This window comes from Streptomyces sp. NPDC090083 (assembly GCF_044747445.1).
Classification (GTDB): Bacteria; Actinomycetota; Actinomycetes; order Streptomycetales; family Streptomycetaceae; genus Streptomyces.
This window is the reverse complement of sequence record NZ_JBIVED010000001.1, coordinates 783,027-807,124: the sequence shown is the minus strand read 5'-3', so window position 1 is coordinate 807,124 and position 24,098 is coordinate 783,027. Positions and strand designations below refer to the sequence as shown.

Genomic DNA, 24,098 nt, shown 5'->3' with positions numbered 1-24,098 from the left:
CCGGCCCGGCTACAGCGGGGTCAGAGGGTGAGGACGAGCTTGCCCCGCAGATGGCCGGAGTCGAGCCGCCGGTGGGCGTCCGCGACGCGCTCGAAGGGGAACGTCTCCTGCACGTGGACGCGGAGCCTGCCTTGGTCGACGAGTGCGGCGAGGCCGCGCAGGGCGACCGGGTCGGGGTCGACCGCGATACCGCTGAAGCGCAGGCCGGCCGCCTCGCAGCGGGCGATGAGGTCCGGGTCGTCCTCGGCCACCGCCGTCACCAAGTGGCCACCGGGGCGCAGCACTTGGAGCGACCGTCCGGCGGTGTCGCCGCCGATCGTGTCGAGTACGACGTCGACGTCGCGGACCGCCTCGGCGAAGTCGACCGCCGTGTGGTCGATGACCTCGTCGGCGCCGAACCCCTCGACGAACTCCCGCTTGCCTTCGCTCGCGGTCGTGATCACGTGCGCGCCGAGCGACTTCGCGAGCTGGATCGCCACGTGGCCCACTCCGCCGCCACCGCCGTGGACCAGCACCCGGTCGCCCTCGCCCACGCCGCCGAGATCGACGAGGCCCTGCCACGCCGTCAGGCCGACGATCGGCAGCGCGGCCGCCTCGACGTGCGACATCGAGGCCGGTTTGCGGGCCAGGTGCAGCGCGGGCGCCGACACGACCTCGGCGTACGCGTTCGCCGCCCGCGGGAACAGCGGCATCCCGAACACCTCGTCGCCGGGCCTGAACCGCCAGGTCTGCGGGGCCTGTTCGACCACACCGCTGATGTCCCAGCCGAGGACGAACGGCGGCGGGCCGAGCAGTGGGAACTCACCGGCGCGCAGCCGCGCCTCCAGCGGGTTCAGCCCGATCGCCCGGACGCGGACGAGCACCTCGGCAGGCTGGGGCAGGGGTTCGGGCGCGTCCACGACGGTGAGGACCTCGGGCCCGCCGAGGGACCGCTGGGTGATGACGCGCATGGATCGCACGGGTCGCACGGTCTGCATGACTCTCCTGGCTGGGGAAAGGGGGTGGAGGACCCACGCTAGGTTTCCGACAGGAACCGCCAGGTACCTTGGGCGCCATGAGCGGTTTCGGTCCCGGTGGTCCCTTCCTCGCCGACTGCCCGGCACGTCTGACGGTCGAGCTCCTCGCCGACAAGTGGACCGCGGTCGTGCTCTACGGCCTCAGCCAAGGACCCGTGCGCCACGGCGAGTTGGCCGGGCTGATCGGCGGCATCTCCCGCAAGGTGCTCACCCAGACCCTCCGCCGACTCCAGACCCACGGACTCGTCCGCCGCCACGCCTACGCCGAGGCGCCGCCCCGTGTGGAGTACGAACTCACCTCGCTCGGCGCGTCGTTGCTCGACCCGATCCACACGCTGACGGAGTGGGCGAGGGCGAACGGGGACGCCGTACTCGATGCGCTCGACACCGAGAGCGAGGCCGAGCCGGTCACTCGCGGTGACTGAAGTCCCGCCGCTGCCCGGGGCGTCCGCTCGCCGCCGCCCGCTACCGGCACGGCGGACACCGGAGCCGCAGGGGCTCATCTTCCTCGCGGGCAAACGGACTTGCCGACCGCCGTCGATCGGGGCGCGGAGCCGGACGTGAGCCGCCCCCCGCCTTCGCAGTACCGGACAGGTGTGCCCCTTACAAGGGCGAATCGACGCGTCCGAGGGGGCGCCCGGAAGCGGAATCCCGTGGGCCTCAGGAGGCCGGTATCCACCGCTCTGGTCCCATTGCGGCACCCTGGTCAGCGTGTCACCATGGACCGGCCCGGGACTGACCACCCAGGCCAGCGCGTGAAATGTGTGACAAAGAGTCACCAGAGCTGTATCCCTCTCCCAGTGAGAGGTACGGGGGTGTGACGAGGCGTGTCGCTGTCCGCTCGATCCACGATTCGATCAACGACTTCATCAACTCCGGTCGCCCGACAGGCAGTCGGCGCGTCCGGGCACGGGGACGGGAGCGTTCCCGGGGCCGTCGGCGCCACCTGGACGGCCCTGCGCGAAGTGGCCGCGCGCCACCCCGACCGGGACTGCCTGGAGGACGCCGCGGGTGTCGTCACCCTCGGTCAACTGGCGGGCCGCAGTGGCGAGATCGCCGAGGCGCTGCACGCGGGCGGCGTGTCGGACGGCATCGTCGCGGTGCTGCTGGAGCGCGACCGGGACCTGCCCGCCGCGTTCTTCGCCGTCCACCGGGCCGGGGCGACGTATCTGCCGCTCTCACCCGTCCATCCGGACGCCCGATTAGCCGCCGTCGTCGAGGACGCCGGGCCCCGCTGCGTCATCACGAGCGGCGCGTTGGCGCACCGGCTTCCGGACCGCGTGCCCAAACTGCTTCTGGACGACCTGAGTTGGCAGGGCGGGGCGCCGTCCCCGGCGGAGCCGGGCGTCCCGGACTGTGCGTACGTGCTGTACACGTCCGGCTCGACCGGGCAGCCCAAGGGTGTGCTCATCGCGCACGACAGTCTGGCGGGCTTCTTCACCGCCCTTGACAACGATTTCTCCGAACCGGCGGAGCAGGTGTGGCTCGCCCACGCGAGCGCCGGCTACGACGCCAGTCTCCCCGAGCTGATCTGGGCGCTGAGCAGGGGGCATTACGTCTGCCTCACCGGCAGCGACCCGCTGAGCATCATGACCTCCCAGCTCGCGACCGGCACCCGGCACGGCCGCCGCGTCAGCCATCTGCTCGTGACCCCCTCGCTGCTCCGCCTCCTCGTCGAACACGACGCGGCCTCGGCGGGCCTGCGCGCACTGCACACGCTGCTCGTCGGCGGGGAACCCTTCCCCGTCGACCTGGTGCCCCGACTACTCGATCCCGGCTCAACTCCGCCTTGCCGGACCCAAATTCGCAACCTGTACGGCCCCACCGAAGCCACCGTCTGGGTCGCCGGCGCGCCCTGCACCGCTCCCGGCGACGCGGCCACCCGGATCTCCGTGACCACCCCCGACACCCGCGTCCGCGTCCTCGACGAGCGGATGCGCGAGGTCGCTGAAGGCGGGACCGGGCGGCTCTTCATCGGGGGACGGCAGGTCGCCCTCGGCTATCTGCACCGCGAGGAGCTGACGCGCCGGCGGTTCGTCGCCGATCCGCTCGGCGCACCGGGGGACCGGCTGTTCGACACGGGCGATCTGGCGCGCCGGGAGGCGGACGGCGCGTTCGTGGTCACCGGACGGTCCGACGACCAGATCAAGATCGCCGGACACCGGGTCGAACTCGGCGAGATCGAGGCCGTGGTCCGCACTCACCCCGAAGTGACCGACGCGCTCTGCGTCCCCGACAGCGCCCCCGTGGCGACCTCCCTGACCGTCCTGGTCACCTCGTCGTCCACCACGCTGGACACCGTGGAGCTGCGCCGCTGGCTGAAACAGCGCCTGCCCCCGCACATGGTGGCGACGCGCATCGAGACCCGCGCCGAACTCCCCCTGACACCGTCCGGCAAGACCAACCGGGGACGCGCCGCACCGACCGGGACGAGCGACGCGGAAGACCCCGTAGCACATCACGACGCGGCCGACGCGGACGGCCGGACGAAGGGCAGGGCATGACGGACAGCGTGGAGCACAGCACCGAACGGGCCGCGGCCGACGGCTTCCGTGAGGCCTCGGAGGCGGTGACCGCCGTGTGGCGGAAGGTACTCGGGCGCGACGACGGGTTCGCGGACGACGACGACTTCTTCGACATCGGGGGCCACTCGATGCTCGCGCTGCGCGTCGTCAAGTCGCTGACCCTGCGGCTGGAGACGGACGTCCCCCTCGAACTGCCGTTCCGCGAGACGACGTTCGGCGGCCTGGTCGCCGAGGTCGCGCGGCTGAGGCAGAGCAAGGGGGCGTAGGGGATGGGGAGCCGCTGGGCCGTCGACCATCAGCTCACCGCGACCGATCCGAAGGCGCTCCTCTACTCGCTCCCCAAGCCCGGGGCGGGACCGTCCGACCACGCCTGGCTGGCCGGGCTGACCCCCGACTGGCTCCAGGTGCTGACGTTCCGGCTGCCCGGCCGCGAGAACCGCTTCACCGAGCCCCCGCTGTCCGCGATGCCGGCCCTCGTCGCGGACCTAGCGGAACGGTGTGCCGAGGACGTCGCCGTACGCGGACTGCCTTTCCTGCTGCTGGGCGACTGCGGTGGTGCCTACGGCGCCTACGAGCTGGCACGCGCCCTGGAGCGCTCCGGGGTACCGCCCCTGTCGCTGGTCGTGCTCGGCCAGTCGGGGCCCGCGGGGGCACGGCCCGAACGTCCGCTGCACGCGCTGCCCGCCGAGGAGATGTGGCAGGCGCTCGCCGAGCGGGCCATGGCCCCCTTCGACCTCGACGATCCACTGGCGCGCGACTTCTTCGAGCCCATGGTCAGAGCCGACCTGACGCTGATCGAGACCTACACATGGGACCCCGACGACCTGCCCGCCGTCCCCGTGACGGTGCTCCCGCCGGGCAGCGGCGAGGACCGGGCCCGGCAGGCCGTCGCCGCATGGTCGGCCGCCACCACCGGCCAGGTCTCCCTGCTGCCGGCCGGCGGCACCGCGACCGAGGCCGACCGGCGGACGGTCTGCGCCGAACTTGCCCGGCTCGCCCACGAACCGGCGGCCCGACACCGAACGAGAAGGGGGTAGCGGCCTTGCTTGTCCGCAGCATCGAGGATGTCGAGGGCACCGAGCTCGACGTCGACTGGGGGAACGGACGCAGCTACCGTCTCGTCGTCGCCTCGGACGGGGTCGGCTACACGGTCTGCCACACCGTGGTGCGTGCCGGTACGACGTCGTTCCTGCAGTACCGCAACCACCTGGAGTCCTGCTACTGCATCGCCGGGACCGGACTCATCGAGGACAACACGGGCGCCGCCCACGTCCTCAGACCCGGTGTCATCTACGTCCTCAACAACCACGAGCCGCACTACCTCCGTGCCGACGAGACGGGCGACCTGGTCCTGCTCAGCGTCTTCAACCCGCCCCTGGTCGGCCCGGAGAAGCACGACCTGAACGAATCGCACGCCTCCAGCTATTGACGACCCGCAACAGCGGTTCACACCCGCGGGAAAGGCAGAAGGACGGATGCCTGCAAGCAGCGAACGCGACACAGCACAGCACCGCGACGGGGAGTTGCGCGTCGACGACACCGGTGGCGGCCGAGGCGACGGTCTGGTCGGGCTGAAGGTCTTCGTCGGCGGTCCCATCCAGTACGCCGTCGGCACCGGCGGCGTACTCGCACCCGCCCTGCACGAGGTGCTCCTCACGGTGATCGCCGCGATCGAGGAGGACGGCGGCGAGGTCCTGTCGGCCCACGTGGTGGAGCGGTTCGGGGAGATCTCCGACCGGTTCGGGCCGGAGGAGGTGACCGTGCGCGACCACCTCTGGATGACCCAGTGCGACGCGTATCTGCCGATCCTGCCGTCGGTCGCTCCCGGCGAGCTGATGCGGACCGACGGCACCCACATCGAACTGGGCTGGGCCTCCGCACTGGGCAAGCCCATCCTGGTGCTGACCGACATCGACGGGGAGCCCGGAGGCAGCCACCTCCTGCGCGGACTGCCCGCCATCGCCTCGGCCGCCTTCCTCGACATCGACGACGTGATGCGGAAACCGGAGACGGTCGTGGAGTATCTGCGCGCCGTCCGCTGGGCCGCCTGTGACCCCACCGGCACGGGACAGGGCCCGCTGCCCGAGCGGAGTCCCCGTTAACACCGCCGGCGCCGAGATGCTGGGCATACGGCTGTCCAGTCCCGTGGTGGTCGGATCGGGACTCCTGACCGACCAGGAACGCACCATCCGGCGGCTCGTCGAGCGCGGCGCGGGCGGTGTGGTCACCAAGACGATCCACCCCAACCCGCCGACCGGCGGCGGCGAACGCATCGTGCGCATCCGGGGCGGCATGCTCAACAGCACCACCTACTCCAGACGCCCGGTCCCGGCCTGGTGCGACACCCTGCGCCGCTTCGCCCAGGAGCGCCTCCCGGTCGTCGCCTCGGTGCACGCCGACTCACCGGACGAACTGGCCGCGCTGTCCGAGGAGATCGAGGCCACCGGCTGCCCCGGCCTGGAACTGGGCATCTCCTGCATCAACGAGGACGGCTTCGACGACACCCCGCAGCGCGTGGGGGAGTACACCGCGGCCGTACGGCAACGGGTCCGCCTTCCCCTCAGCGTCAAGCTCGCCGTCGACGGCGGCACCCGTGCCCGCCTCGAAGCCGCCGTGGCGGCGGGAGCCGACGCGATCACCCTGAGCGACACCATCCCCGGACTCGCCGTCGACCCCGAGAGCGGCGAGCCCGTGCTCGGCGGTGTGTACGGCTACTCGGGCGACGGCCTGAAGCCGCTCGTCCTCGCCGAGATCTACTCCCTGCGCAGACACGGTGTCGACATACCGATCCTCGCCTCCGGCGGAGTGCGGGAGGCGGCCGACGTGGTCGAGTACCTGAGCGTCGGCGCCACCGCCGTCCAGGTGTACTCGGCGCTGCACCGCGACATGTACGCGACTCTGCGGCGCATCTGCGTCGGCTACACGGACTGGCTGTCCGACCGGGACGAAAGCACCCGCGACCTCGTCGGCCGGGCCCTGAGGAAGGAGTAGCGCATGCGGACGAGGGCAACGGCCGCCCAGCGCCTCACGGATCTCACCAGCGCCCAGGTTCCCGCACGGGTGCGCGGCGCCACCCTGCTCTGGCCGATCGGCGGGATCGAGCAGCACGGCCCGCATCTGCCGCTCTCGGTCGACCTGGACATCCCCGAGGCCCTGGCCCGGGAGACGGCCGCCGGTCTCGGCGCCTGGCTCGTGCCGGGACAGCCGCTGTCCGCGCGGTCCCTTCCGCAGAGCGGCGGCGGGCTCGGTCACCCGGGCACCGTGTACATCCGGGGCACGGTCCTGGTCGACTACCTCCGCGACGCCGTCGGCTCGCTGGCCGCGCTGGAACCCGCGCGCATCGTGGTGGTCAACGGGCACTACGAGAACGAGGCCCTGCTGTTCGAGGCCCTCGACGCATGCCGTGCCGCCGGGACGCTCGGCACGACCGAGATCATCGCGTTCAGCTGGTGGAGCCTGGTGGCCGACGACTGGATCGCGTCCCGGCTCCCGCACTTCCCGGGCTGGCACGCCGAGCACGCGGGGGTGACCGAGACCAGCCTCATGATGTACCTGCGCCCGAACCTGGTCACCGGGGAGAAGGTCGAGCACGACACCCCGCCCCGCGCCGGCGTCTACCTCCATCCGATCGACGAGGCCCTCGCCTCCAACGGCGGCGCCCTGTCCTCCTCGACCGGTGCCACCCCGGACCTCGGCGAGGACCTGTTCTGGCACCTCGTCGACGCCATGGGCGACCTGATCGGGAACGGCCACGGCCTGAAGCGACCGGACACCGTATAGGGGGAGCACAGTGACGGAGAACGGCACCGTACCCACGGTCTGCGTGTGCAACGCGGTGGACACCCTGCGGCTGCTCGCCGGGCGGGCCCGCCGGCCGGGCGAGAGCGACGCCATCGTGTCCGAGGCCTTCCCGCAGCAGGACCAGTCGCTGTTCTGGCTGCCGACGGCGAAGCTCATCCTCACCGAGGTGCCGATGGCACACCTCGACTGGCAGTGCGAACTCCTCGGCCTGCAGGGCGTGTTGAACCTGAGCCCCGCCGCCCCCACCGGCTCGATCTTCGACGACATCGTCGCGGACGGCGTGCTGCTGCGGGGCCTGCTCGACTACGTCGGCCCGGGCCGACGCTTCCGGCTGATCCCGCACACGACGACCCGGGGCCTGTGGGAGTTCGTACGGACGATGTCCGACCGCTTCGGGATGCGGGTCGAACTCCCGGAGAGCTGCGCCTCGCAGGAGCTCAGGGACCGGCTGGACACCAAGAGCGGCTTCCGCGAGCTGGTGGCCGACTGCGGTCTCGGCACGGCTCGGGCCCGTACCGCCGAGGGCGCGGAGTGCCGCAGCCACGAGGACGCGGCCGAGGCCGCCGCCCGGATCACCGCGACCGGCCGTACCTGCATCCTCAAACCCGACCGGGGCGAGGCGAGCGTCGGACTCATCACCGTACGGCCCTCGGAACCGCCGGACGGAGTCCTGCGGCTGCTGCGCGAGAGTCCCTACTTCGCCGAGCACGAGCCGGTGGTCGTCGAGGAGTACATCGAGGGCGACGGAGTCACCTTCCCCTCGGTGGAGTTCACCGTGCCGGCCGACCCGCAGCGCCCTCCCGCCCTGACGCACGTGTGCGAGATGCTCTTCGGCGAACCGACCCAGGTGCGGGGCAACGTGACCGCGGGCTCCCTCAAGGACGAGCCCTGGTACGAGCCCTTCGTCGCGAGCGCCACCGTGATCGCCGCCGCCCTCCAAGTCCGCGGCTACCGAGGCCACTTCGGGATCGACGCGGTGGCCAGACCCGACGGCACCGTCTTCATGCTGGACCTCAACTCCCGCCGTACGGGCTCCACCCACCTGCGCGACTTCGGCCTGCACTTCCTCGGACCCGAGCGGGCCGAGGACACCGCCGTCGGACACTACGACTTCTACCGGCTGCCGCGCCCCACAGGGCTCGCGGCACTCCTGCGGGCCCTGGAGCCGGTTGTCCGCTCACCGCGCGAGCACGCCGAGGGCGTCGTCCCGTGCGAACTGACCGGGCTGGCCCACGGCCGGCTGAGCTGTGTGATCTTCGCGCCGACCCTCGACCGCTTCCACCAACTCGTCCAGCAGACAGAGCAGTTGCTCGAACCACTGCGTGCCGCACCGGGTGCGGCACCGGTCGGACCGCAGCGGCGGGCATCCGCCACGGCCAAGGAGGGCAGCAGGACATGACGACAGGCGACGCCGACGCGACGGACTTCTACCCCACCAGAAACTCCACCGGCGAAGCACTTCTCCCGCGCGCCGAACCGGTCGTCCACGACGGCGGCCCCGGGCCCCTGTCGGCGGACCGGCTGAAGGCCTACGAGGAGGACGGCTTCCTGATCCTGGACGGCCTCGTCGACCGGAGCACGGTCGACGAGGCCCTGGCCGAACTGGACCGCATCGCCGCCCGCGTGCGCCCCGGTGAGGACCCGCGGATCATCAGGGAACCGGGTTCCGAGGACATCAAGTCGGTCTTCGAGGTCCATGCGATCAGCCCGTGGTTCCGCGACCTGGTCGCGAGTCCCCGGCTGGCCGACCACGCCCGGCAGATCCTCGGCTCGGACGTGTACGTGCACCAGACGCGCGTCAACAGGAAACCCGGCTTCGACGGCACAGACTTCTACTGGCACTCCGACTTCGAGACCTGGCACGCCGAGGACGGGATGCCCCGGATGCGGGCGCTGACCCTGGTGGTCGCGCTGACCGACAACACCGCGATCAACGGCCCGCTCATGATCATCCCCGGTTCCCACCGGACGTTCGTCACCTGTGCCGGGCAGACGCCGTCGGCGAACTACCGCACCTCGCTGGTCCGTCAGGAGGTGGGCCTGCCCAGTAAGGAGGCGCTGCGCACGCTCAGCGACAGGACGGGTGTCGTGCCCTGCCTGGCCCCGGCCGGCACCGGTGTCGTCTTCGACTGCAACTGCATGCACGGCTCGTCGGGGAACATCACGCCGTACGCGCGGCAGAACCTGTTCGTGGTGTTCAACAGCGTCGAGAACACGTTGCGGGAGCCCTTCTCCGCCCCGAGCCGCCGGCCGTCCTTCCTGGCCGCACGCGAGTTCACGCCGGTGCGGGGGACGGACGGCTGACGGCGGGGGAGCGGGTCAGGGCATCCGGGGCCGGTCCGCCTCCCACTCCGCGTCGCGGGCGTCGAGCAGATCGACCAGCCACCGCGCGAACTCGGTCGACTCGAAGGGCTCGACGCTCTCCTGCACGTGCACGACGGGCGGACGGCCGCTGACCGCCCGCCAGTCGGCCGCCAGGTCGCGGCGGTCGGACGGGAAGGTGACCACGTCCACGGGGAAGGAGGAGGCGGACGGCACGTGCCCGGCCGCCTCCAGCACATACCAGGCCCAGCTCTCGACGAGCCCCATGAAACGGTCGAACTCGTATCCCGCCGCGACCGACGCCGTACTCATCAACTCCTGGTAGAGATCGGCCAGTACGGGCCGCATCCGGGCGAAGGCGAGCGCCTGCCCCGCCCGGGACCTGAGGTGCCCGGTCTCCTCCTCCAGGAGCGACTCCAGCCGCTTGGCCGCGCTGCCGGGCTCCGCGTTGCCGAACAGCTCGTCGAGGACGAAGAAGTCGGACCCCTGGACCCGTTCGAGCACCACCTTGGCCGGTGCCTTCACCCCGACGAACGACAGCACGGTCTCCCCCTCCCGCTCCAGCCGGGCCGCCACCTCGTAGGCGACGACGGCGCTGGCGCAGTGTCCGGCCAGGTGGTACGGGCCGTGCGGCTGCACGCTCCGGATCTCCTCGGCGTAATGGGCCGCCAGCTCGTCCAGGGAGCCGATCTTCGGCGGGGACGCGCCGTAGCCGTGCGGAGTCAGTGTCAGGAACGGCCGCTCCGGTTCGAGCCGCGACAGCAGCCGCAGACCCTGGACACCCGTCCCCGGATAGACGCAGAAGAAGGGCCGCTTGTGCCCGCCGTGTCCACGGCCGAGCAGACAACTGTGCGCGGCGGAACCGTCCTTGAGGAGGTTCGCGAGGTTGTCGATGGTCGGCTTCTCGAAGAACCGGTGGATCGGCACCTCCACCCCGAACGCGGCCCGGCACTGGGCGAGCATCGCGATGGCGGTGCGCGAACTTCCGCCGAGATCGAAGAAGTCCTCGTCCACCTCGACATCCGGCACCGACAGAGACTCGCCCCAGATGTCCGCAAGCCGACTCTCCGTGGAGTCCGGCAGGAGCCGCAGCGAGTGCACCGACGCGGAGATCCACGAGGGCGCGACCAGCTCCGCCGTGGCGACCTCCCCGTCCGGCGTCCTGGGCAGCCGGGAGACCGGGACGATCCTGGTCGGCAGGATCTCCCGGGGCAGCCGCCCCAGCAGGAACGCCCGCAACTCCCGGTGGTCGAAAGCCTGTTGAGCCGAGGTCTCCACCCAGGCCACGGGCCTGCGGTCGCCGCTGATGTCGTCGACGAACCCGACGGCCGCCTCCGCCACACCGGGGAAGGCCGACAGGGCCGCCGCGACGCGGGCCGCCTGTGCGGCCTCGCCCCCGGGGTCCGACGGTACGGTCGTCATCACGTCAACGGGCCTTTCGTGCGGCGGAGTCGGCGGCGGTCGTGACGGTGCTACGGCCCAACTGCCCGCACCGGGCGCCGGAGTCGGTGACGGCCGCTTCGAGCAGGGAGAGGAAGTCCCCGACCAGCACCTCGACTTCGGGCCGGGTGAACAGCGGGCTGCTGTAGCGCCACAGCATGCGGGTACCGTCCGATTCCGGGAGCACGATCACGTCCAGGTCGAACTTCGCGCCCCCGTTGCTCGGCAGGGACATCTCCGCCGTGACGCCCGCGCCGAAGTCCAGTACGGGATCGGGCCAGTCGTTCATCGAGATGCTGGTCTGGAAGACCGGATTGCGTGCCGGGTCGCGCGAGGTGCGGACCTCCCGGGCCACCACCGGGAACGGGATCTCCTGGTTCTCCATCGCCCGCGCCAGCCGCAGGGTGGTGTCCCGGACCAGCTCGTCGAAGGCACGGTCCCCCCAGTCCGGGAACGACCACGCGCACGTGTTCACGAACATGCCCACGGTCTCCCGGACCCCGGGCGTCCGCCGGTTGCGCAGCCCACCGCCCATGATCAGGGAGGGCGCGGCACAGACCGTGCCGATCAGCACCGTGTACGCGGTCATCAGCACGGCGAACGGCGTGGCACCGGCCCGCCGCGCGAAGTCCCGCACCTTGCGGTCGAGTTCGGCGGGCAGCGCCAGGTGACGGGTGTCCCCCCGGTAGCCGAACCGCTCCGGCCTGCGCTCCTCGTGCGGCCACGCGAGCGGTTCCCCGACCGGACCGATCTCACCGGTCCAGTGCCGCACCTGTTCCCGCGCCCGCTCCGACGCCAGCCACGCGTGCTGATCCAGGCAGTACGTGGTGTACGGCGTCTCGTCGGCGCCCAGGCCCACGGCGTCGCCCGTGCCGAGCTGGACGTACGCGCGGGCCATGTCCCGCAGCATCAGCCACATCGACCAGCCGTCGTGCGCGAAGTGATGCTCCACCTGCACCAGGACGTGCTCGTCCGCGGCGACCCGCAGCAGCGTCCAGCGGACCGGCGGCTCCTTCTCCAGGTCGAAGAGATGACCGCCCGCCGCACGGACGGCCTCGTCGATGGGACCCACGCCGTCCACCTCGTCGAGGTCGACGACCACCTCGTCGGACACCACCTGCTCGGGGACACCGTCCTCCGTGAGCGGGAACCTGGTCCGCAGCATCGGATGCCGCACGGTCACCGCGGCCAGCGCCCGCCGCAGCCGCGCGGGGTCCAGCGGGCCGCGCAGATCGATCCGGGCGGTCGAGGTGTAGCCGACCGACCCCGGCGTCATCTGCTCGATGTACCAGATCGCCTCCTGCTGCACGGACAGCGGAGCCCGATCGGGCGCCGGACCCTCCCGCCTCGCGGCCGGCTCGTCATCCGGTGCCGCAGCGGCCAACTCCCCGACCAGCGCCGCCAGTCGGCGGGGGCTGCCGGCGTCGTAGAGCGCCGCGACGGACGGCTGTACGCCGTGCTCCTCCCGGAGGGCGGCCACGATCCGGGCCGCGGCCAGGGAGGTGCCGCCCGCGTCGAAGAACTCGTCGTCCGCCGCGACCGGCCGCCCGAAGGCCCGCTCCCACACCGCGACCATCGAGCCGACCGCGCCGGTGTCCGGCTCGGCCGTACCGCCGTCGTGTCGCGTCAGCGTGTCGGCGAGCGCGCGCCGGTCCACCTTCCCGTTCGGGCCCAGGGGCAGGGTGTCCACCACGCGGACGAGGCTGGGCACCATGTAGCCGGGCAGCAGGGCGTGCAGCCGCTCGCGCACCGCACCCGCCGTCGGCCCGCCGGTGAACGCCCTTACGAAGAGGCCGAGTTCGGGCCGGTGCGGATCCCCGCACGGCACCGCGTATGCCTCGGCGACCCCTGGCAGACTGCGCGCGGCCTGCTCGACCTCGCCCAGTTCAATACGGAACCCGCTGATCTTGACCTGCTGGTCGATCCTGCCGAGGATCTCCATCCAGCCGTGCTCGGTCCACCGCGCCCGGTCACCGGTGCGGAACATCCGCGCGCCGGGCTCCGGTCCCCACGGGTCCGGCAGGAAACGCGCGCGGGTGAGCTCCGGGTCGTTCAGATACCCGGCCGACACGCACACACCGGCCGCGTACAACTCCCCGGCCTCGCCGAGGTCGCAGGGCGAGCCGTCCTCCCGCAGCACATAGCAGCGGACGTTCTGGATGGGCCGTCCGTACGGCACGCTCCGCCAGTCGGGATCGATGTGGTCGACCACATGGTCGTTCGTCCACACACAGGTCTCGGTCGGCCCGCCGAGGGCGACCAGCGTCGCGGACGGGAACTCGCGCGCGAGATCCGCGTGGGTGCTCAACGGCACCCAGTCCCCGCTGAGGAAGACGCGCCGCAGCCGGTCGCGGGAAGTCCGCGGCCGGAGCGCGAGGAAGGGCAACAGGGTCGTGAACGCGGCGGGGGCGGAGTTCCACAGGGTGATGCCCCGCTCCAGCAACGCGTCGACGACGGCGTCGGGTTCCTCCAGTTCCGCGACGGGAAGCAGCACCAGGCTGCCACCGGCGGCCAGCACGCCGAAGAGGTCGTACACCGACAGATCGAAGGTGAACGGGACGACCTGGAGCAGTACGTCGTCGGGCGTCACGGCATGCCGCTTGGTGAACCACTCCACGAGGTTCACCACGCTGCGGTGCCGCACGCCGACCAGCTTGGGTTCACCGGTCGACCCCGAGGTGGTGATGGTGTACGCGAGATCCTCGGGCCCTCCCCGGGGCGGCGCTCCGAGGGGCGTGCCCGTGTCGTCGACCCGCAACGGGTTCTCTGTGAGCGGCAGTTGGTGCTCGGCGAGTGGCAGTGGTCGTTCAGCGCCCCCCTCCACCGGAACCGGCTGCTCGGCAGGAAGGGTGTCCGGTGCGGTGAGGACGACGTGGTAGCCCGGGCAACCGCCGTCCGGCGACGCCTCGGCGCGGTCGTCGACCACGACCCGCATCCCCGGGTACGACCTCGCGAGCACCGGCCACCAGTCGCGCGGCACGCGGAACGCCCCGTGAGCAGCACCGGAGTCGGGGGCAACGATGTCACTGAGCACGACGGCGGTACCGGGCGCGGTACGCGTGAGCACCTCGTGCAGCAGGGTGCGCAGCTGTCCCGGGCCGGACAGGCTCCGTACGCGGTCGGGGAGCAGGACGACGCCGACGTCCGCAACGGCGTGAGAGGCGTCCGTGAGGTCCCGCGCGCGGGGGGCGCCCAAGTCCCTTGGCTCCAGCGCCACTTGGAGGGAAGCCGCCCGGTCGCGCAGGTCACGGGTCAAGGCGTCGTCGGCGTGGCCCAGTACGGCGACAGCGCCGCCCGGGCGGAGGGAGCCGGTGACCAGCTCGACCACCCGCCGACGGTCGGGGCGCACGCTGCCGCCGGAGTCGCCGTCCGCGCGGAGCGTCCGTCCGGGGCGCTTCCGGGGCGGACGGTCGGCCTCCCCGGTGAGCAACACCCTCTGCAGGTCAGGCAGTTGGGCGGCGATCTCGAACGCGCGGTCCGCCATGCCCGGCGACACGACCAGCGCCGTCGCGCCCAGCGAGCGCAGCGCGGTCACGGCCCGGCCGGGCGGCCAACGGTGGTCCAGCGGAACGTAGTAGGCCCCGCAGCGCAGGATCGCCACGATCACCGCGACGGTCCGCGGACTGTGCTCGCCCAGCACCCCGACCGCCGACCCGCGCCGCACCCCGTGCGCGGCGAGGAACCCGGCCAGCCGCCCGGTCTCCTCGGCCAACTCGCCGTGGCTCACCACGGAGCCGTCCGGTCCGTGCAGTGCGGGTCTGTGGGGCCAGCGTGCCGCCGCGGTCTCCAGCAGCTCGGGAATGGTCGCCTCGGCCGAGAATTCCGCCTGAGTCGAATTCGCGCTCACCACCAGGTCGGGAAATGCGCGATCCGGAAAGACGCGGTCGGGAAATGTGCCAGGATATTTCATATCCCCGTTCAATGGGTTTCCCCCGCTCGGTAGGAGTCAATTACCGGCGCAACGGTGAATTAGCCTATCCGTAGTATTTTGCGGCTGTCAAGGTGTATGTCCGGAAAATGACATCACTTACGGAATCTTTCGGTCCGCATCAGGAATGCGCAGGTGATCGCCCGGCGACCCGGCACCCCGCTCCCGGTGCCGAGGGTCGGCGGTACGATGCGGACCGCGGCCGGGGCGGTCGCGTGACCGCTGGTAGCCGGGCCGGAGCGAGGACCTTGTCGCCGAACGATCAGCTGGAGCCGCGGCGGGACCCGCGCGATGAACACTCGGTGTCGGCGCCCGACGGGCCGGTCAACGCGGTGGACGGACGGCGTTCACGACTGGTTCCCGCACAGGGGGGCCGCGCGGTGGCGGTCCGCGCCGGCGAGACGGTGGAGATCACCGACATCGAAGGGCGACAGGTCGGCGACCTGTGGGCGATCGACGCCGCAGACCACCGGAAATGGCTCTCCACAAGCCATACCCGCGACCTCCTGGAGCAATTGTTCCCACGGGTCGGCGAATGCTTTGTCGATCAGCAGTACGAGCCGGTCCTCGAATTCGTCAAGGACTCCTCACCAGGCATGCACGACATGCTGTTCCCCGCCTGCAATCCGGCCCTCTACGAACGGGAGGGCCTCACCGGCCATCCCAATTGCGCCGACAATTTCACGACGTCGCTCGCCGCTCTGGGCATCACGCTGCCCGTGGTGCCCGACCCGGTCAACTTCTTCCAGAGTTCGGAGCCGGGGGAGCGGGGGCGGCTCGACGTCCTCAGCGCGACGACCCTGCCGGGCGACTCCGTCGTGCTGCGGGCCGTCCGCGACGTCGTGCTGGTGCTCACCGCGTGCTCGGTGGACTTCTGGCCCACCAACGGCGATCGGTGCGGTCCGCTGGGGCTCGACGTGTATCCGGGTACGGGCGAGGGTGCGGCGTACGGGGAGTGAGTAGGCCGGTCCCGGGGTGGACACGGCGGCGTGCGGGACGGTATCGCTGGTGCAATGGGGAAAACGCCGGAGGGCGAAGCGCAGTCCGACATCCTGACCGATCCCGACCGCCCGGCACCTCTCCGGCTGCACCGCCCCTTCCTCCTCCTGTGGAGTGGCCAGACCCTGAGCATGGTCGGCTCCGAGGTGTCGGTCCTGGTCCTGCCGCTGATCGCCGTGGAACTCCTCGGAGCGACCACCTTCCAGACCGCCCTGCTCACCTTCTTCGGCTCCCTCGCCTTCCTCCTGATCTCCCTCCCCGCGGGCGTCGTCGTCGACCGGGTCGACAAACGCCGGCTCATGCTCGGCTGCGACCTCGCCCGCATGGTCCTCATCGGCTCGATCCCGGTCACCGCGCTGTGGGGCGGCGTCACCCTCGGCCAGCTCTACGCCGTCGTCGCGACGGCCGGAGCCCTGACGGTCTTCTTCGACATCGCCGCCCAGAGCTACCTCCCCGTCCTGGTGGACCGGTCCCAACTCGCCGACGGCAACGGCAAACTCGGTGCCTCGGCCTCCGTCGCCCAACTCGCCGGACCCTCCCTGGCCGGAGCCCTCGTCACGGTCATGGGCCTGGCCCGCACCGTCGCCCTGGACGCCGCCTCCTACGCCTTGAGCGTCGTCTCGCTGCTGCTCATCCGGACCCCCGGCCCGCCCCCGGAACCGCCCCGCGCACCGACTGCGGCCGGTACGCCCCGGGCCGCCGCGTTCCGGGCGGCCGTCGCCGAGGGGCTGCGGTTCGTACTCCGCGACCCCGTCCTGCGCGCCATCGTCGCCTGCACGGCCACCAGCAACTTCTTCATCACGGCGATCGAGTCGGTCCAGATGGTGTACCTCACCCGCACCCTGCACGCCCGCCCGGCCCAGATCGGCCTCATCCTCGGCTTCGGCGCGGTGGCCGGCCTCGCGGGCGGCCTGTTGGCCGGACGCCTGTCGGCCCGGGTGGGATCCGCCCGCATCATCTGGGTCTCGCTCCTGGTCCCCGGCGTGCTGTACGTCCTCCTCCCCCTCGCCGGGACCGGCGCCGGCCTGACCCTCTACGCCCTCGGCTGGGCCGCCCTGTCCCTCGCCGCCGTGGTGTACAACACCGCCCAGATCTCGTACCGCCAGGCGATCTGCCCTCCCGAACTGCTGGGCCGGATGAACGCGTCGGTGCGCTGGGTGGTGTGGGGGACCATGCCCCTCGGGGCGCTCTTCGGCGGCGCCCTGGGCACGTGGATCGGACTCCGGCCGTGCATGTGGTTCTGCGCGCTGGGGGCCTGGGCGGCGGGACTGCTGCTGCTCCTGTCCCCGCTGCGGAGGATGCGCGACCAGTGACGGGCCTGGGTCGATAGCCGTTCGGGCTTTCGGCGCAAGGCACGACCCCGCCGCCGGCTCACACACGCGAACTACCGCACCGGTACGGCCGGTTCAGCCACCCGCCGCGTCCATGGCACCGCCGGCGGGCCCGGTCGGCGGAGGCTGCTGATAGAGCGCCACCAGCACGCCGTGCACGGGCTCGTCCTCCGCGTCCTCCTCCGCTTCGTCCACCAACTTGGCGAGCGCCGCGCCGAGTTCCCTCGCCTTCGCGGGGGTGAGCCGCAGATGACGCAGGGTCAGGTGGTGTTCGGTGGGCGAGAGATCCAGCTCCTGGGCGACGGCGGCGAACATTGCGGCGGTGCCCGCCGCCTGTGGCTCGGCGACGACCATCCGGCGGGCCGTGCGCTGGTAGTACTGCTCGGTGCCGCCGCGGACCTGACGGGTCTCGGTGACGTGCACCAGCCCTGCTTCACGGAGCACCTTGACGTGGTGCGCCACGTTGCCCTTCTTCGCGCCGAGCTGCGCCGCGAGCCCGCTGACGGTGGCAGGCCGGTGCCCCAGGGCAAAGAGCAGCCGCTGCCTCAACGGGTGGGCGAGCGCCGCGAACTGGCCGGGCGAACCGATCTCCAGGACGTCCTCGGAGGGCGGCGGGTGGGAAGGCTGATCGCGCATACCGAAAGTGTCTAATCTCGTTGACGCTTTCGCAAGGGCGGTGCTCTACTCCCTCCCATGACACCTCTGACGAATCCTCAGCCCACCGCCGTCCCGGCCCCCGTCTCCGCTCCCGCTCCCGCCTCCGTGATCGAAGAAACCACCCGGCTCCTGACCGAGCACTACGTCTTCCCCGACGTGGCCGAGCAGCTCACCACCCTGCTGCACCGACGCCTCGCCGAGGGCGCCTACGACGTCGACGGGGCCGAGGAACTCGCCCACGTGGTCACCGCGGACCTGCAATCCGCCAACAACGACCGCCACTTGAGACTCAGGCACCACGCCGAGCCCGTACCCGCCGAGGAGGGAGCGGCCCACCTGGCCGCCGTCCGCCGGGACTTCGACACCTCGCTGGGCGGTGTGCCCCGCGTGGAACTGCTCGACGGGGGAGTCGCCGTACTGGAACTGGCCCCGATGCTGTTCCCGCTGGAGTGGGCCGCCGAGCCGCTGAGCGCCGCCCTCACCCTGGCCTCCCGCGCCCAGGCCCTGATCCTCGACCTCCGGGCCAACCGGGGCGGCGACCCGGACACCGTCGCCTTCGTCTGCGGTCACCTGCTCGACGAGCGCACCCACCTCAACACCATGTACTGGCGCGCCGGCGACCGCACCGAACAGTCCTGGAGCCCTCCGCACGTCCTCGGCACCCGCTTCGGCGGCACCAAGCCGCTGTACGTGCTGTCCAGCGCCACCACCTTCTCCGCCGCCGAGGAACTGGCCTACGACCTGCAACAGCTCGGCCGCGCCACCGTCGTCGGCGAGCGCACCCGCGGCGGCGCCCACCCGTGCGAGGGCTGGACCGTGCACCCCCACCTGGAGGTCACCGTCCCCGTCGGCCGCGCCGTCAACCCCGTCTCCGGCACCAACTGGGAGGGCACCGGCGTACAACCGGACATCCCGTGCACGGCACCCGACGCCCTCACCCGGGCCCACGCCCTGGCCCTCGCCCGACTGGCGGCCTGACCCGGCATGCGAACACCACCACGCCTGCCTGCATGATTTGCAACAGGTTCCAGTTCTAGTTCCATAGCTTGACTGTGGCGAGCCGTAATATGGCCCACCACACACTCATTTTTAGCCTGGTGGTGGTGGAGGAAAGCTTGCAGGTCATCATTGATGGAGTCACATACGTCAGTCATGAGGAGCCCGCACGTAGGAGTGAGGGACATCATGTGGCGATGGTGAATCTCGCCCCGTTCGATCTTGTCGGGATGCTGGAGCAGATTCTTCTGCGAGAGTCCGAAGAAGTCGACGGATATGAAGTGTGTTGCATTCCCTTCTATACGTACGGCTTGGCGCTGGGTGATCTGGTGGGCATGAATGACTCGGATGTCATTGACCGCGTCATCAGCAGGTCAGGGCGGCGGGTTCTCCGGGTTCTGTTCGCCGAGCCCCGGCCTGCGATGGACAGTAGGTCTGCGCTGCGCGAGGCTGCTGATTCGGCTGGGCTATGGTGTGAATGGAACGGTGACGGCATGGTTGCGATCGATGTCCCAGATATTGCGGTGATGCAGCCGGTGTTCGACTCTGTTCATGGGGAGATTCAGATTGGAACGGCATTCTGCGAGTGGAGCGACTCCAGGGACTTCAGGGCTGCCTGACGGGCTGTTGGTTGCGTCAGCGGAATCCCGTGTCGCGGCTATGGAAAGCCTCTTCTGGTAAAGGAAAGGCTGTCACTCTCCAAGGCTTGTCATGGCTCTGCTTGAGGGAAACTGTGAGACCTAGAGCCAGTCTCGCCGTATAAAAATAACGTACAAACTCGCGCACACCAGCCCCATCAAACCGATCGCGAAGAGGTATCCGAAGCGCCACCCAAGCTCCGGCATGTGCTCGAAGTTCATGCCGTAAATGGTTCCGACGAGCGTGGGTGCGAAGAGAATCGCCGCTCAGCTGGAGATTTCCTTTAAGTTGTCTAGTAGGTCGCCCTGACCTGCGACTATGAGCTCCGGTTGGCTTCTGAACTGCGCGAACACATCTTTCAGGGGCTTTCGGCTTCAATTGGCGTTACGCAGTTCGTTCTCCCCACGCGCTCCCCAGGGGCCGTTGTACTCCCCAGATTCTCCCTACAAGAGGTCACTTGGGAGGTACGGACTCACAAGTATCTGCGGCTGTCCCAAGAGGCGGGGTGACCACGATGAGTAGTCGTGGGGAGGGAGGCGGGTCACTGGCTATCCGTATGGTTGAAGTCGGTCCGCGTCGTCTCAGGGGGAGCGACCCCGCTGGTCCGCGGAACCCCGCCTATCCGCTCACGTCGCGGCCCCGACGCTGGCGGTCCGAATGGTGCACGGATACAAGGGCTACGACTACCGCCACCTGCGGCGCTGGCTGTCCTCCCGCCGCATCCGGCACTGCCTCGCCCGCAAAGGCATCGAGCCGCCCCAACGACTTGGACGACAACGCTGGGTCGTGGAGCGAAAACGTGTCCTGGTTGTACGGCTGCAGACGCCTCCATCGCCGCTACGAGCTCAAGTCGGAACACTTCCTCGCCTTCACGGCCATCGTCGCGACCCTCAAATGCCACCGCAGACTCAGCAACTGAAGTGACGGTTTGGCCCACAACCAGCGGGCACGAACGTCCTTCACGTGCGCGTCGTTCTCACAACAGCGGTGGGCGTACGGAGGTGGCCAAGTGGACGCCGGAGGCCCGTGACCTGTGGCAAGCTCATCTCCTCGGGGGAGAGGAACGACTGATGACCCACTATCAATGCGGATCGTGCTCGTTTCAGAGCGACAGTCGGCGAGACTCAACAGCACTCGCGGCAGACCAGCCACGTCTGCATTGGCAAGGACGGTGCCGGTCCAGACGGGGGTAAGCCCGGAAAAGCCGGGGGCGTGGTTACGGTCGGCGTCGGCGTTCTGGCTGCCGCCGCCGCCCTCGGGGTCCTCGCCTGGAAGTACAAGGCGCTCCAGTCCATGGCTGCCGGACTGGTCGTGCAGTTGGCTGAGTCAACGGCGGAGAACGAGAGCCTGAAGTCGGAGAACGACTACCTGAAGTCGGCCACCGGTGCTTCGAAGACGCTCAAGAGCTACGACTGCTGAACGAGGGTGTTTTGCGGGTCGTGCCACTGGTGGACAGGGCCCCGCGCCTCGACGCCGCTGGAAGGTGAAGCGGGCCCTGTGCCCAGCCTGGCGCAAGACCGTTTCTGACGGCGGGTCTGCCGCACGATCGGGTGACATCTTGACCTGCCCCACCATTTGGGCTCCAGTCGTGGTGACTAACCGGCAGGACTCGAACCTGCGGCCAAGCGCGTAGAAGGCACTTGGTGGGTGGGGGAGTGGGGCGGCTCTGATCTGCACGGACGTGTGGAGTCGTTGCCCGCTCCTGAAAACTTCAGGCGTTTTTTGGAACAGCCGGGTTGTCAGAGAAGGCGTTACAAAAGCACATGAACCGAGATCTGCTGCCGGGACTGGCGGTTGGGGAGCTGGAAGAGGAGGCGTTGGCCTGTCGGCGCTCCCTGCGCTGGGGTGCTGAGCCGACGGAGGACGATGCCGGTCTCAATCCGCATGCTGAACCTTCCAAGTGTGGCCCCAGGAGTTCCTGTGTGAGATACGTGGCGTGCCTTGCTAAGTTACCTCCGAGAACCATCCTTTGTGCGTACTGCGGCCACATCCAACGTCGGACAGTGTGGGCGGGAGAACTGTTGACGGTCTGCGCGCAGTGCTGGTGATCCGTATTCCGCAAAGGCCTGATGGGTGGACTCCCGAGGGAGTCCACCCATCAGGCCTGCAGGGGAGCCCCTACTCCGACAGTCTTTCCCACCGGCGGGACAGCGCTTCGGCTCGGCGGACCGAGTCCTGTGCTGGGTTTTTTCCAAGCATCAAGCGAAGGCCGCTGTATATCGGCTTCCACTCGTGGAGCAGATCGGCGATGGGGGCAGACCATTCTGGAATTCTGCGCTCCGTGGCACTCTCCGCCAGTGACATTGCCGCTTCAAGGTAGGCGAATGCCGTCACGCGGTTCGCTCGGTCCGCGGTGAGAGCCACATCGAAGTGCTTCTTCCCGCGCTGGTGGAATTCCTGCCACCGGTTTTCGCCTTGGCGGGCGAAATAGTTGGCCTTGTTGACTAGGATCGTTCCGCATGTCGTCCGAGTAAATGCGTCGTCTAGCAGGTTGACGGCCCGCTCGGCGAACGACTCGGCGCGCGACCAGTCGTTCAGGTGCTTCGCGTGGATGGCACGCTGCTCCCAGTAGCGGGCGTTCCAGCCTCCGAACTGGGGAAGCAGATCGTCGTAGAACTTTTCCACGTCATCGTCTGCGAAGATGCTGGTCAACAGCTTCTGGGTCATTGCGTAACGAACGAACATCGCTGCTCTGTTGCGTGCGCGCAGGCTATCTTGATTTACCAGGGGGGACAGGTTCTGGATGCACTCCCGGAGGGCCGCTAGGGCACCCCTGTTCCCCAGGGACTTAACGATGGAATCCATGAGGACATCGCGCTGACGTGCCACAACGACGTCACTCTGGATCTCGATGAAGGGTTCCATGCTTCGCCGAGCAGCTCGGACGATTGTGTCCGAGGAGACGTTGAGCGCCTTCGCGCATTCGAGCAGGCTGACCGAATTGCGGCCGCGGCTAGCAATGGAAAGTAGAAGGACCAGCGACTTCTTCCATTCGGCGTCGAGTGAGAGGACCTCCTGTTCCATGCGCTTGTGGAATCCGATGCCGTGCTCCAACTCCATCATCGCTGAGAAGACGTCTCGGTTCTTGAAGTGGCCGACCCGCTGGTTCCTGTTCAGCTCCTCTAGCTTGCCAAGCCGGCCATGCTTTTCGCGCTTGTCAACGAGTACCTCGGCATCGCGGCGCTGGAGCCGAGCCGGTACGGATGCCGACAGAGTACTTTCGTGCGCCGCTTGAAGTCGGGCCTCCAGCTGCAAATTCCTACTGGGGAGCTCAGCCGCCACGACGTAGATCTCAGCTGTGCTTTCGAGCCCGGCCTCGGTGAGAAGCTTGTCGATGTCATCGGCGAAGTCAGCAGCCCCGTCGATGAAGAGGACCGAGGGGCCTTGACCGCTGAACTTGTCAACCAATCGTTGGACGTCGAAGCGGCTAGACCGGTCGAATTCGTAGCATCGGACACCTGCGGATCGTACGTCCCTCGCTATCCACAGGAGGCCGCTGGAAACTCCGGTGAGGCGGGAGCCATAGATGAGGTGGATCCTTGGGCCGTGACTCTCCGAGGCGGCCCATTTCCGGATGTCCCGGGAGACGCCCTGCATCCAGGAGAGCGGTGCCACCAGATCGTCGATGACGTCACACCAGAGGGGCTCGTCGCCGTCAAGGTAGCGATGGGACTTCGGCCGCGGTCCGGGATGATTCGTCTGTAGCTCGTGAACCTGAGGGACGCTCAGCTGTTCGCTTAGCGCCAACTCTAGGAGGGAAGCGCGGTCCAGGCCGACTTGCGTGAACCAGTCCTTGGTGAACTCCTCCGCCGTGCCCTTATACACCACGAAGCCGTACTGTTTCAGCTCCCACTCGTTCGCGGTCGAGATCCCCGGATCCACGACGATGGACGGCGCTGCCGCACTTGGCTGGTTCCTGGTGAGGAGTCGCTCGACATCAGGGTCGTCCAGCAGGCGGGCTCCCACGACCACGAGCGGTTGCGAGCCGATGGTCGACGCGAGTACCTGGTCCCAGACGACGCGGCCTTGAGCAGCGGCCTGGTACTCCGACAGTGAGAAGATCAGCTGGCGTGGTTTAGAGCCGATGATGTGACCGTGGAGATGGATGATCTCCAGGTCACCCGTCTCCGAGAACTCCTCGTCCCATGAGATGGTTCGTGCCGCGCGATACCGGGCGAGTGGGCTGGACCGGTACGCCCGCTCTGCAGCGTCGTCCACATTGAGGGTCCAAATGCGTCTCCACGGAAGGCTGATCAGGTCGGTGAACCAGTCGGCGTGCTGGATGTCTCCGAATACCTTCTTGAGGAACCGCCAGACCGCTTCTGGCGAGGATCCGATTACCGAACGCTGATAGGCCCGCATCAGAGTGTCCTCCGTGACGTTGATCGGCACGTCCGGGTATTCCTTGGCGAGCGCCTCCACCAGGGCCTTCGACATGGGGACG

20 protein-coding genes and 2 pseudogenes are annotated in these 24,098 nt (G+C 69.5%); 16 read left to right on the top strand and 6 right to left on the bottom strand.

Features of this window, described 5'->3' with window-relative positions; translation table 11 throughout:
* Positions 1 to 20 precede the first annotated feature (20 nt).
* Complete coding sequence (locus tag ACIPTO_RS03400; RefSeq protein WP_401189688.1) at positions 21 to 950, bottom strand: NADP-dependent oxidoreductase; 930 nt, start codon at positions 948 to 950, stop codon at positions 21 to 23.
* A 104-nt stretch (positions 951 to 1,054) separates the two neighbouring features.
* Between ACIPTO_RS03400 and ACIPTO_RS03395 the strand changes: the two genes are divergently transcribed.
* The 10 genes from ACIPTO_RS03395 (at position 1,055) to thpD (ending at position 9,646) form a co-directional block, all read left to right on the top strand.
* Complete coding sequence (locus ACIPTO_RS03395; RefSeq protein WP_401189117.1) at positions 1,055 to 1,441, top strand: winged helix-turn-helix transcriptional regulator; 387 nt, start codon at positions 1,055 to 1,057, stop codon at positions 1,439 to 1,441.
* Positions 1,442 to 1,981: 540 nt separating this feature from the next.
* Entirely contained in the window at positions 1,982 to 3,520 is a 1,539-nt protein-coding gene (locus tag ACIPTO_RS03390; RefSeq protein WP_401189116.1) for an amino acid adenylation domain-containing protein, read from the top strand.
* On the top strand, positions 3,517 to 3,807 hold the full coding sequence (locus ACIPTO_RS03385) for a phosphopantetheine-binding protein (protein ID WP_401189113.1): 291 nt from the start codon (positions 3,517 to 3,519) through the stop codon (positions 3,805 to 3,807). Before ACIPTO_RS03390 ends, ACIPTO_RS03385 begins: the two co-directional genes overlap by 4 nt.
* 3 nt (positions 3,808 to 3,810) lie before the next feature.
* Positions 3,811 to 4,578, top strand: a complete 768-nt coding sequence (locus ACIPTO_RS03380; protein ID WP_401189111.1) for a thioesterase II family protein — start codon at positions 3,811 to 3,813, stop codon at positions 4,576 to 4,578.
* 5 nt (positions 4,579 to 4,583) lie between these two features.
* A complete protein-coding gene (locus ACIPTO_RS03375) occupies positions 4,584 to 4,970 on the top strand; it encodes an ectoine synthase (protein WP_401189109.1) in 387 nt (128 codons plus the stop codon).
* Positions 4,971 to 5,016: 46 nt separating this feature from the next.
* A complete protein-coding gene (locus ACIPTO_RS03370) occupies positions 5,017 to 5,643 on the top strand; it encodes a hypothetical protein (protein WP_401189106.1) in 627 nt (208 codons plus the stop codon).
* 16 nt (positions 5,644 to 5,659) lie between these two features.
* Entirely contained in the window at positions 5,660 to 6,532 is an 873-nt protein-coding gene (locus ACIPTO_RS03365; RefSeq protein ID WP_401189103.1) for a dihydroorotate dehydrogenase, read from the top strand.
* A 3-nt stretch (positions 6,533 to 6,535) separates the two neighbouring features.
* Positions 6,536 to 7,321 carry a creatininase family protein gene (locus tag ACIPTO_RS03360; protein WP_401189100.1) on the top strand — a complete coding sequence of 262 codons (786 nt, stop codon included), beginning with the start codon at positions 6,536 to 6,538 and terminating at the stop codon, positions 7,319 to 7,321.
* Between the two features lie 10 nt (positions 7,322 to 7,331).
* Positions 7,332 to 8,741, top strand: coding sequence for a hypothetical protein (locus ACIPTO_RS03355; RefSeq protein ID WP_401189097.1), 1,410 nt, complete (start codon positions 7,332 to 7,334; stop codon positions 8,739 to 8,741).
* Positions 8,738 to 9,646: an ectoine hydroxylase gene (gene thpD, locus ACIPTO_RS03350; protein ID WP_401189094.1), complete on the top strand. Its 909-nt coding sequence runs from the start codon at positions 8,738 to 8,740 to the stop codon at positions 9,644 to 9,646. Before ACIPTO_RS03355 ends, thpD begins: the two co-directional genes overlap by 4 nt.
* Positions 9,647 to 9,661: 15 nt before the next feature.
* Here thpD and ACIPTO_RS03345 read toward each other — a convergent pair whose 3' ends face one another.
* Positions 9,662 to 11,086 (bottom strand): thioesterase domain-containing protein, encoded by a 1,425-nt coding sequence (locus ACIPTO_RS03345; protein WP_401189092.1) that lies wholly within the window; start codon positions 11,084 to 11,086, stop codon positions 9,662 to 9,664.
* Positions 11,087 to 11,090: 4 nt separating this feature from the next.
* Entirely contained in the window at positions 11,091 to 14,951 is a 3,861-nt protein-coding gene (locus tag ACIPTO_RS03340; protein WP_401189089.1) for a condensation domain-containing protein, read from the bottom strand.
* Between the two features lie 329 nt (positions 14,952 to 15,280).
* Between ACIPTO_RS03340 and ACIPTO_RS03335 the strand changes: the two genes are divergently transcribed.
* Both ACIPTO_RS03335 and ACIPTO_RS03330 read left to right on the top strand, forming a co-directional pair.
* Positions 15,281 to 15,991 carry a DUF1989 domain-containing protein gene (locus ACIPTO_RS03335; RefSeq protein ID WP_401189087.1) on the top strand — a complete coding sequence of 237 codons (711 nt, stop codon included), beginning with the start codon at positions 15,281 to 15,283 and terminating at the stop codon, positions 15,989 to 15,991.
* Positions 15,992 to 16,045: 54 nt separating this feature from the next.
* Positions 16,046 to 17,344 (top strand): MFS transporter, encoded by a 1,299-nt coding sequence (locus ACIPTO_RS03330; RefSeq protein WP_401189084.1) that lies wholly within the window; start codon positions 16,046 to 16,048, stop codon positions 17,342 to 17,344.
* A 93-nt stretch (positions 17,345 to 17,437) separates the two neighbouring features.
* On the opposite strand, the gene ACIPTO_RS03325 is transcribed toward ACIPTO_RS03330, so the two are convergent.
* Positions 17,438 to 17,998, bottom strand: coding sequence for an ArsR/SmtB family transcription factor (locus ACIPTO_RS03325; protein WP_401189081.1), 561 nt, complete (start codon positions 17,996 to 17,998; stop codon positions 17,438 to 17,440).
* A 57-nt stretch (positions 17,999 to 18,055) separates the two neighbouring features.
* On the opposite strand from ACIPTO_RS03325, the gene ACIPTO_RS03320 reads away from it, so the two are divergent.
* Both ACIPTO_RS03320 and ACIPTO_RS03315 read left to right on the top strand, forming a co-directional pair.
* Positions 18,056 to 18,997: a S41 family peptidase gene (locus ACIPTO_RS03320; protein ID WP_401189079.1), complete on the top strand. Its 942-nt coding sequence runs from the start codon at positions 18,056 to 18,058 to the stop codon at positions 18,995 to 18,997.
* 215 nt (positions 18,998 to 19,212) lie between these two features.
* Positions 19,213 to 19,635 (top strand): DUF4265 domain-containing protein, encoded by a 423-nt coding sequence (locus ACIPTO_RS03315; RefSeq protein WP_401189076.1) that lies wholly within the window; start codon positions 19,213 to 19,215, stop codon positions 19,633 to 19,635.
* Positions 19,636 to 19,755: 120 nt separating this feature from the next.
* Here ACIPTO_RS03315 and ACIPTO_RS03310 read toward each other — a convergent pair.
* Positions 19,756 to 19,920 (bottom strand): annotated as a pseudogene (locus ACIPTO_RS03310) (CorA family divalent cation transporter); the annotation flags it as partial.
* Between the two features lie 330 nt (positions 19,921 to 20,250).
* Here ACIPTO_RS03310 and ACIPTO_RS03305 point away from each other — a divergent pair.
* Positions 20,251 to 20,573, top strand: a pseudogene (locus ACIPTO_RS03305) (IS5/IS1182 family transposase); the annotation flags it as partial.
* Positions 20,574 to 20,866: 293 nt separating this feature from the next.
* Positions 20,867 to 21,073 (top strand): hypothetical protein, encoded by a 207-nt coding sequence (locus ACIPTO_RS03300; RefSeq protein ID WP_401189073.1) that lies wholly within the window; start codon positions 20,867 to 20,869, stop codon positions 21,071 to 21,073.
* A gap of 699 nt (positions 21,074 to 21,772) precedes the next feature.
* Here the strand turns inward: ACIPTO_RS03300 and ACIPTO_RS03295 are convergent.
* On the bottom strand, positions 21,773 to 24,091 hold the full coding sequence (locus ACIPTO_RS03295) for an SIR2 family protein (protein ID WP_401189071.1): 2,319 nt from the start codon (positions 24,089 to 24,091) through the stop codon (positions 21,773 to 21,775).
* Between the last annotated feature and the right edge of the window lie 7 nt (positions 24,092 to 24,098).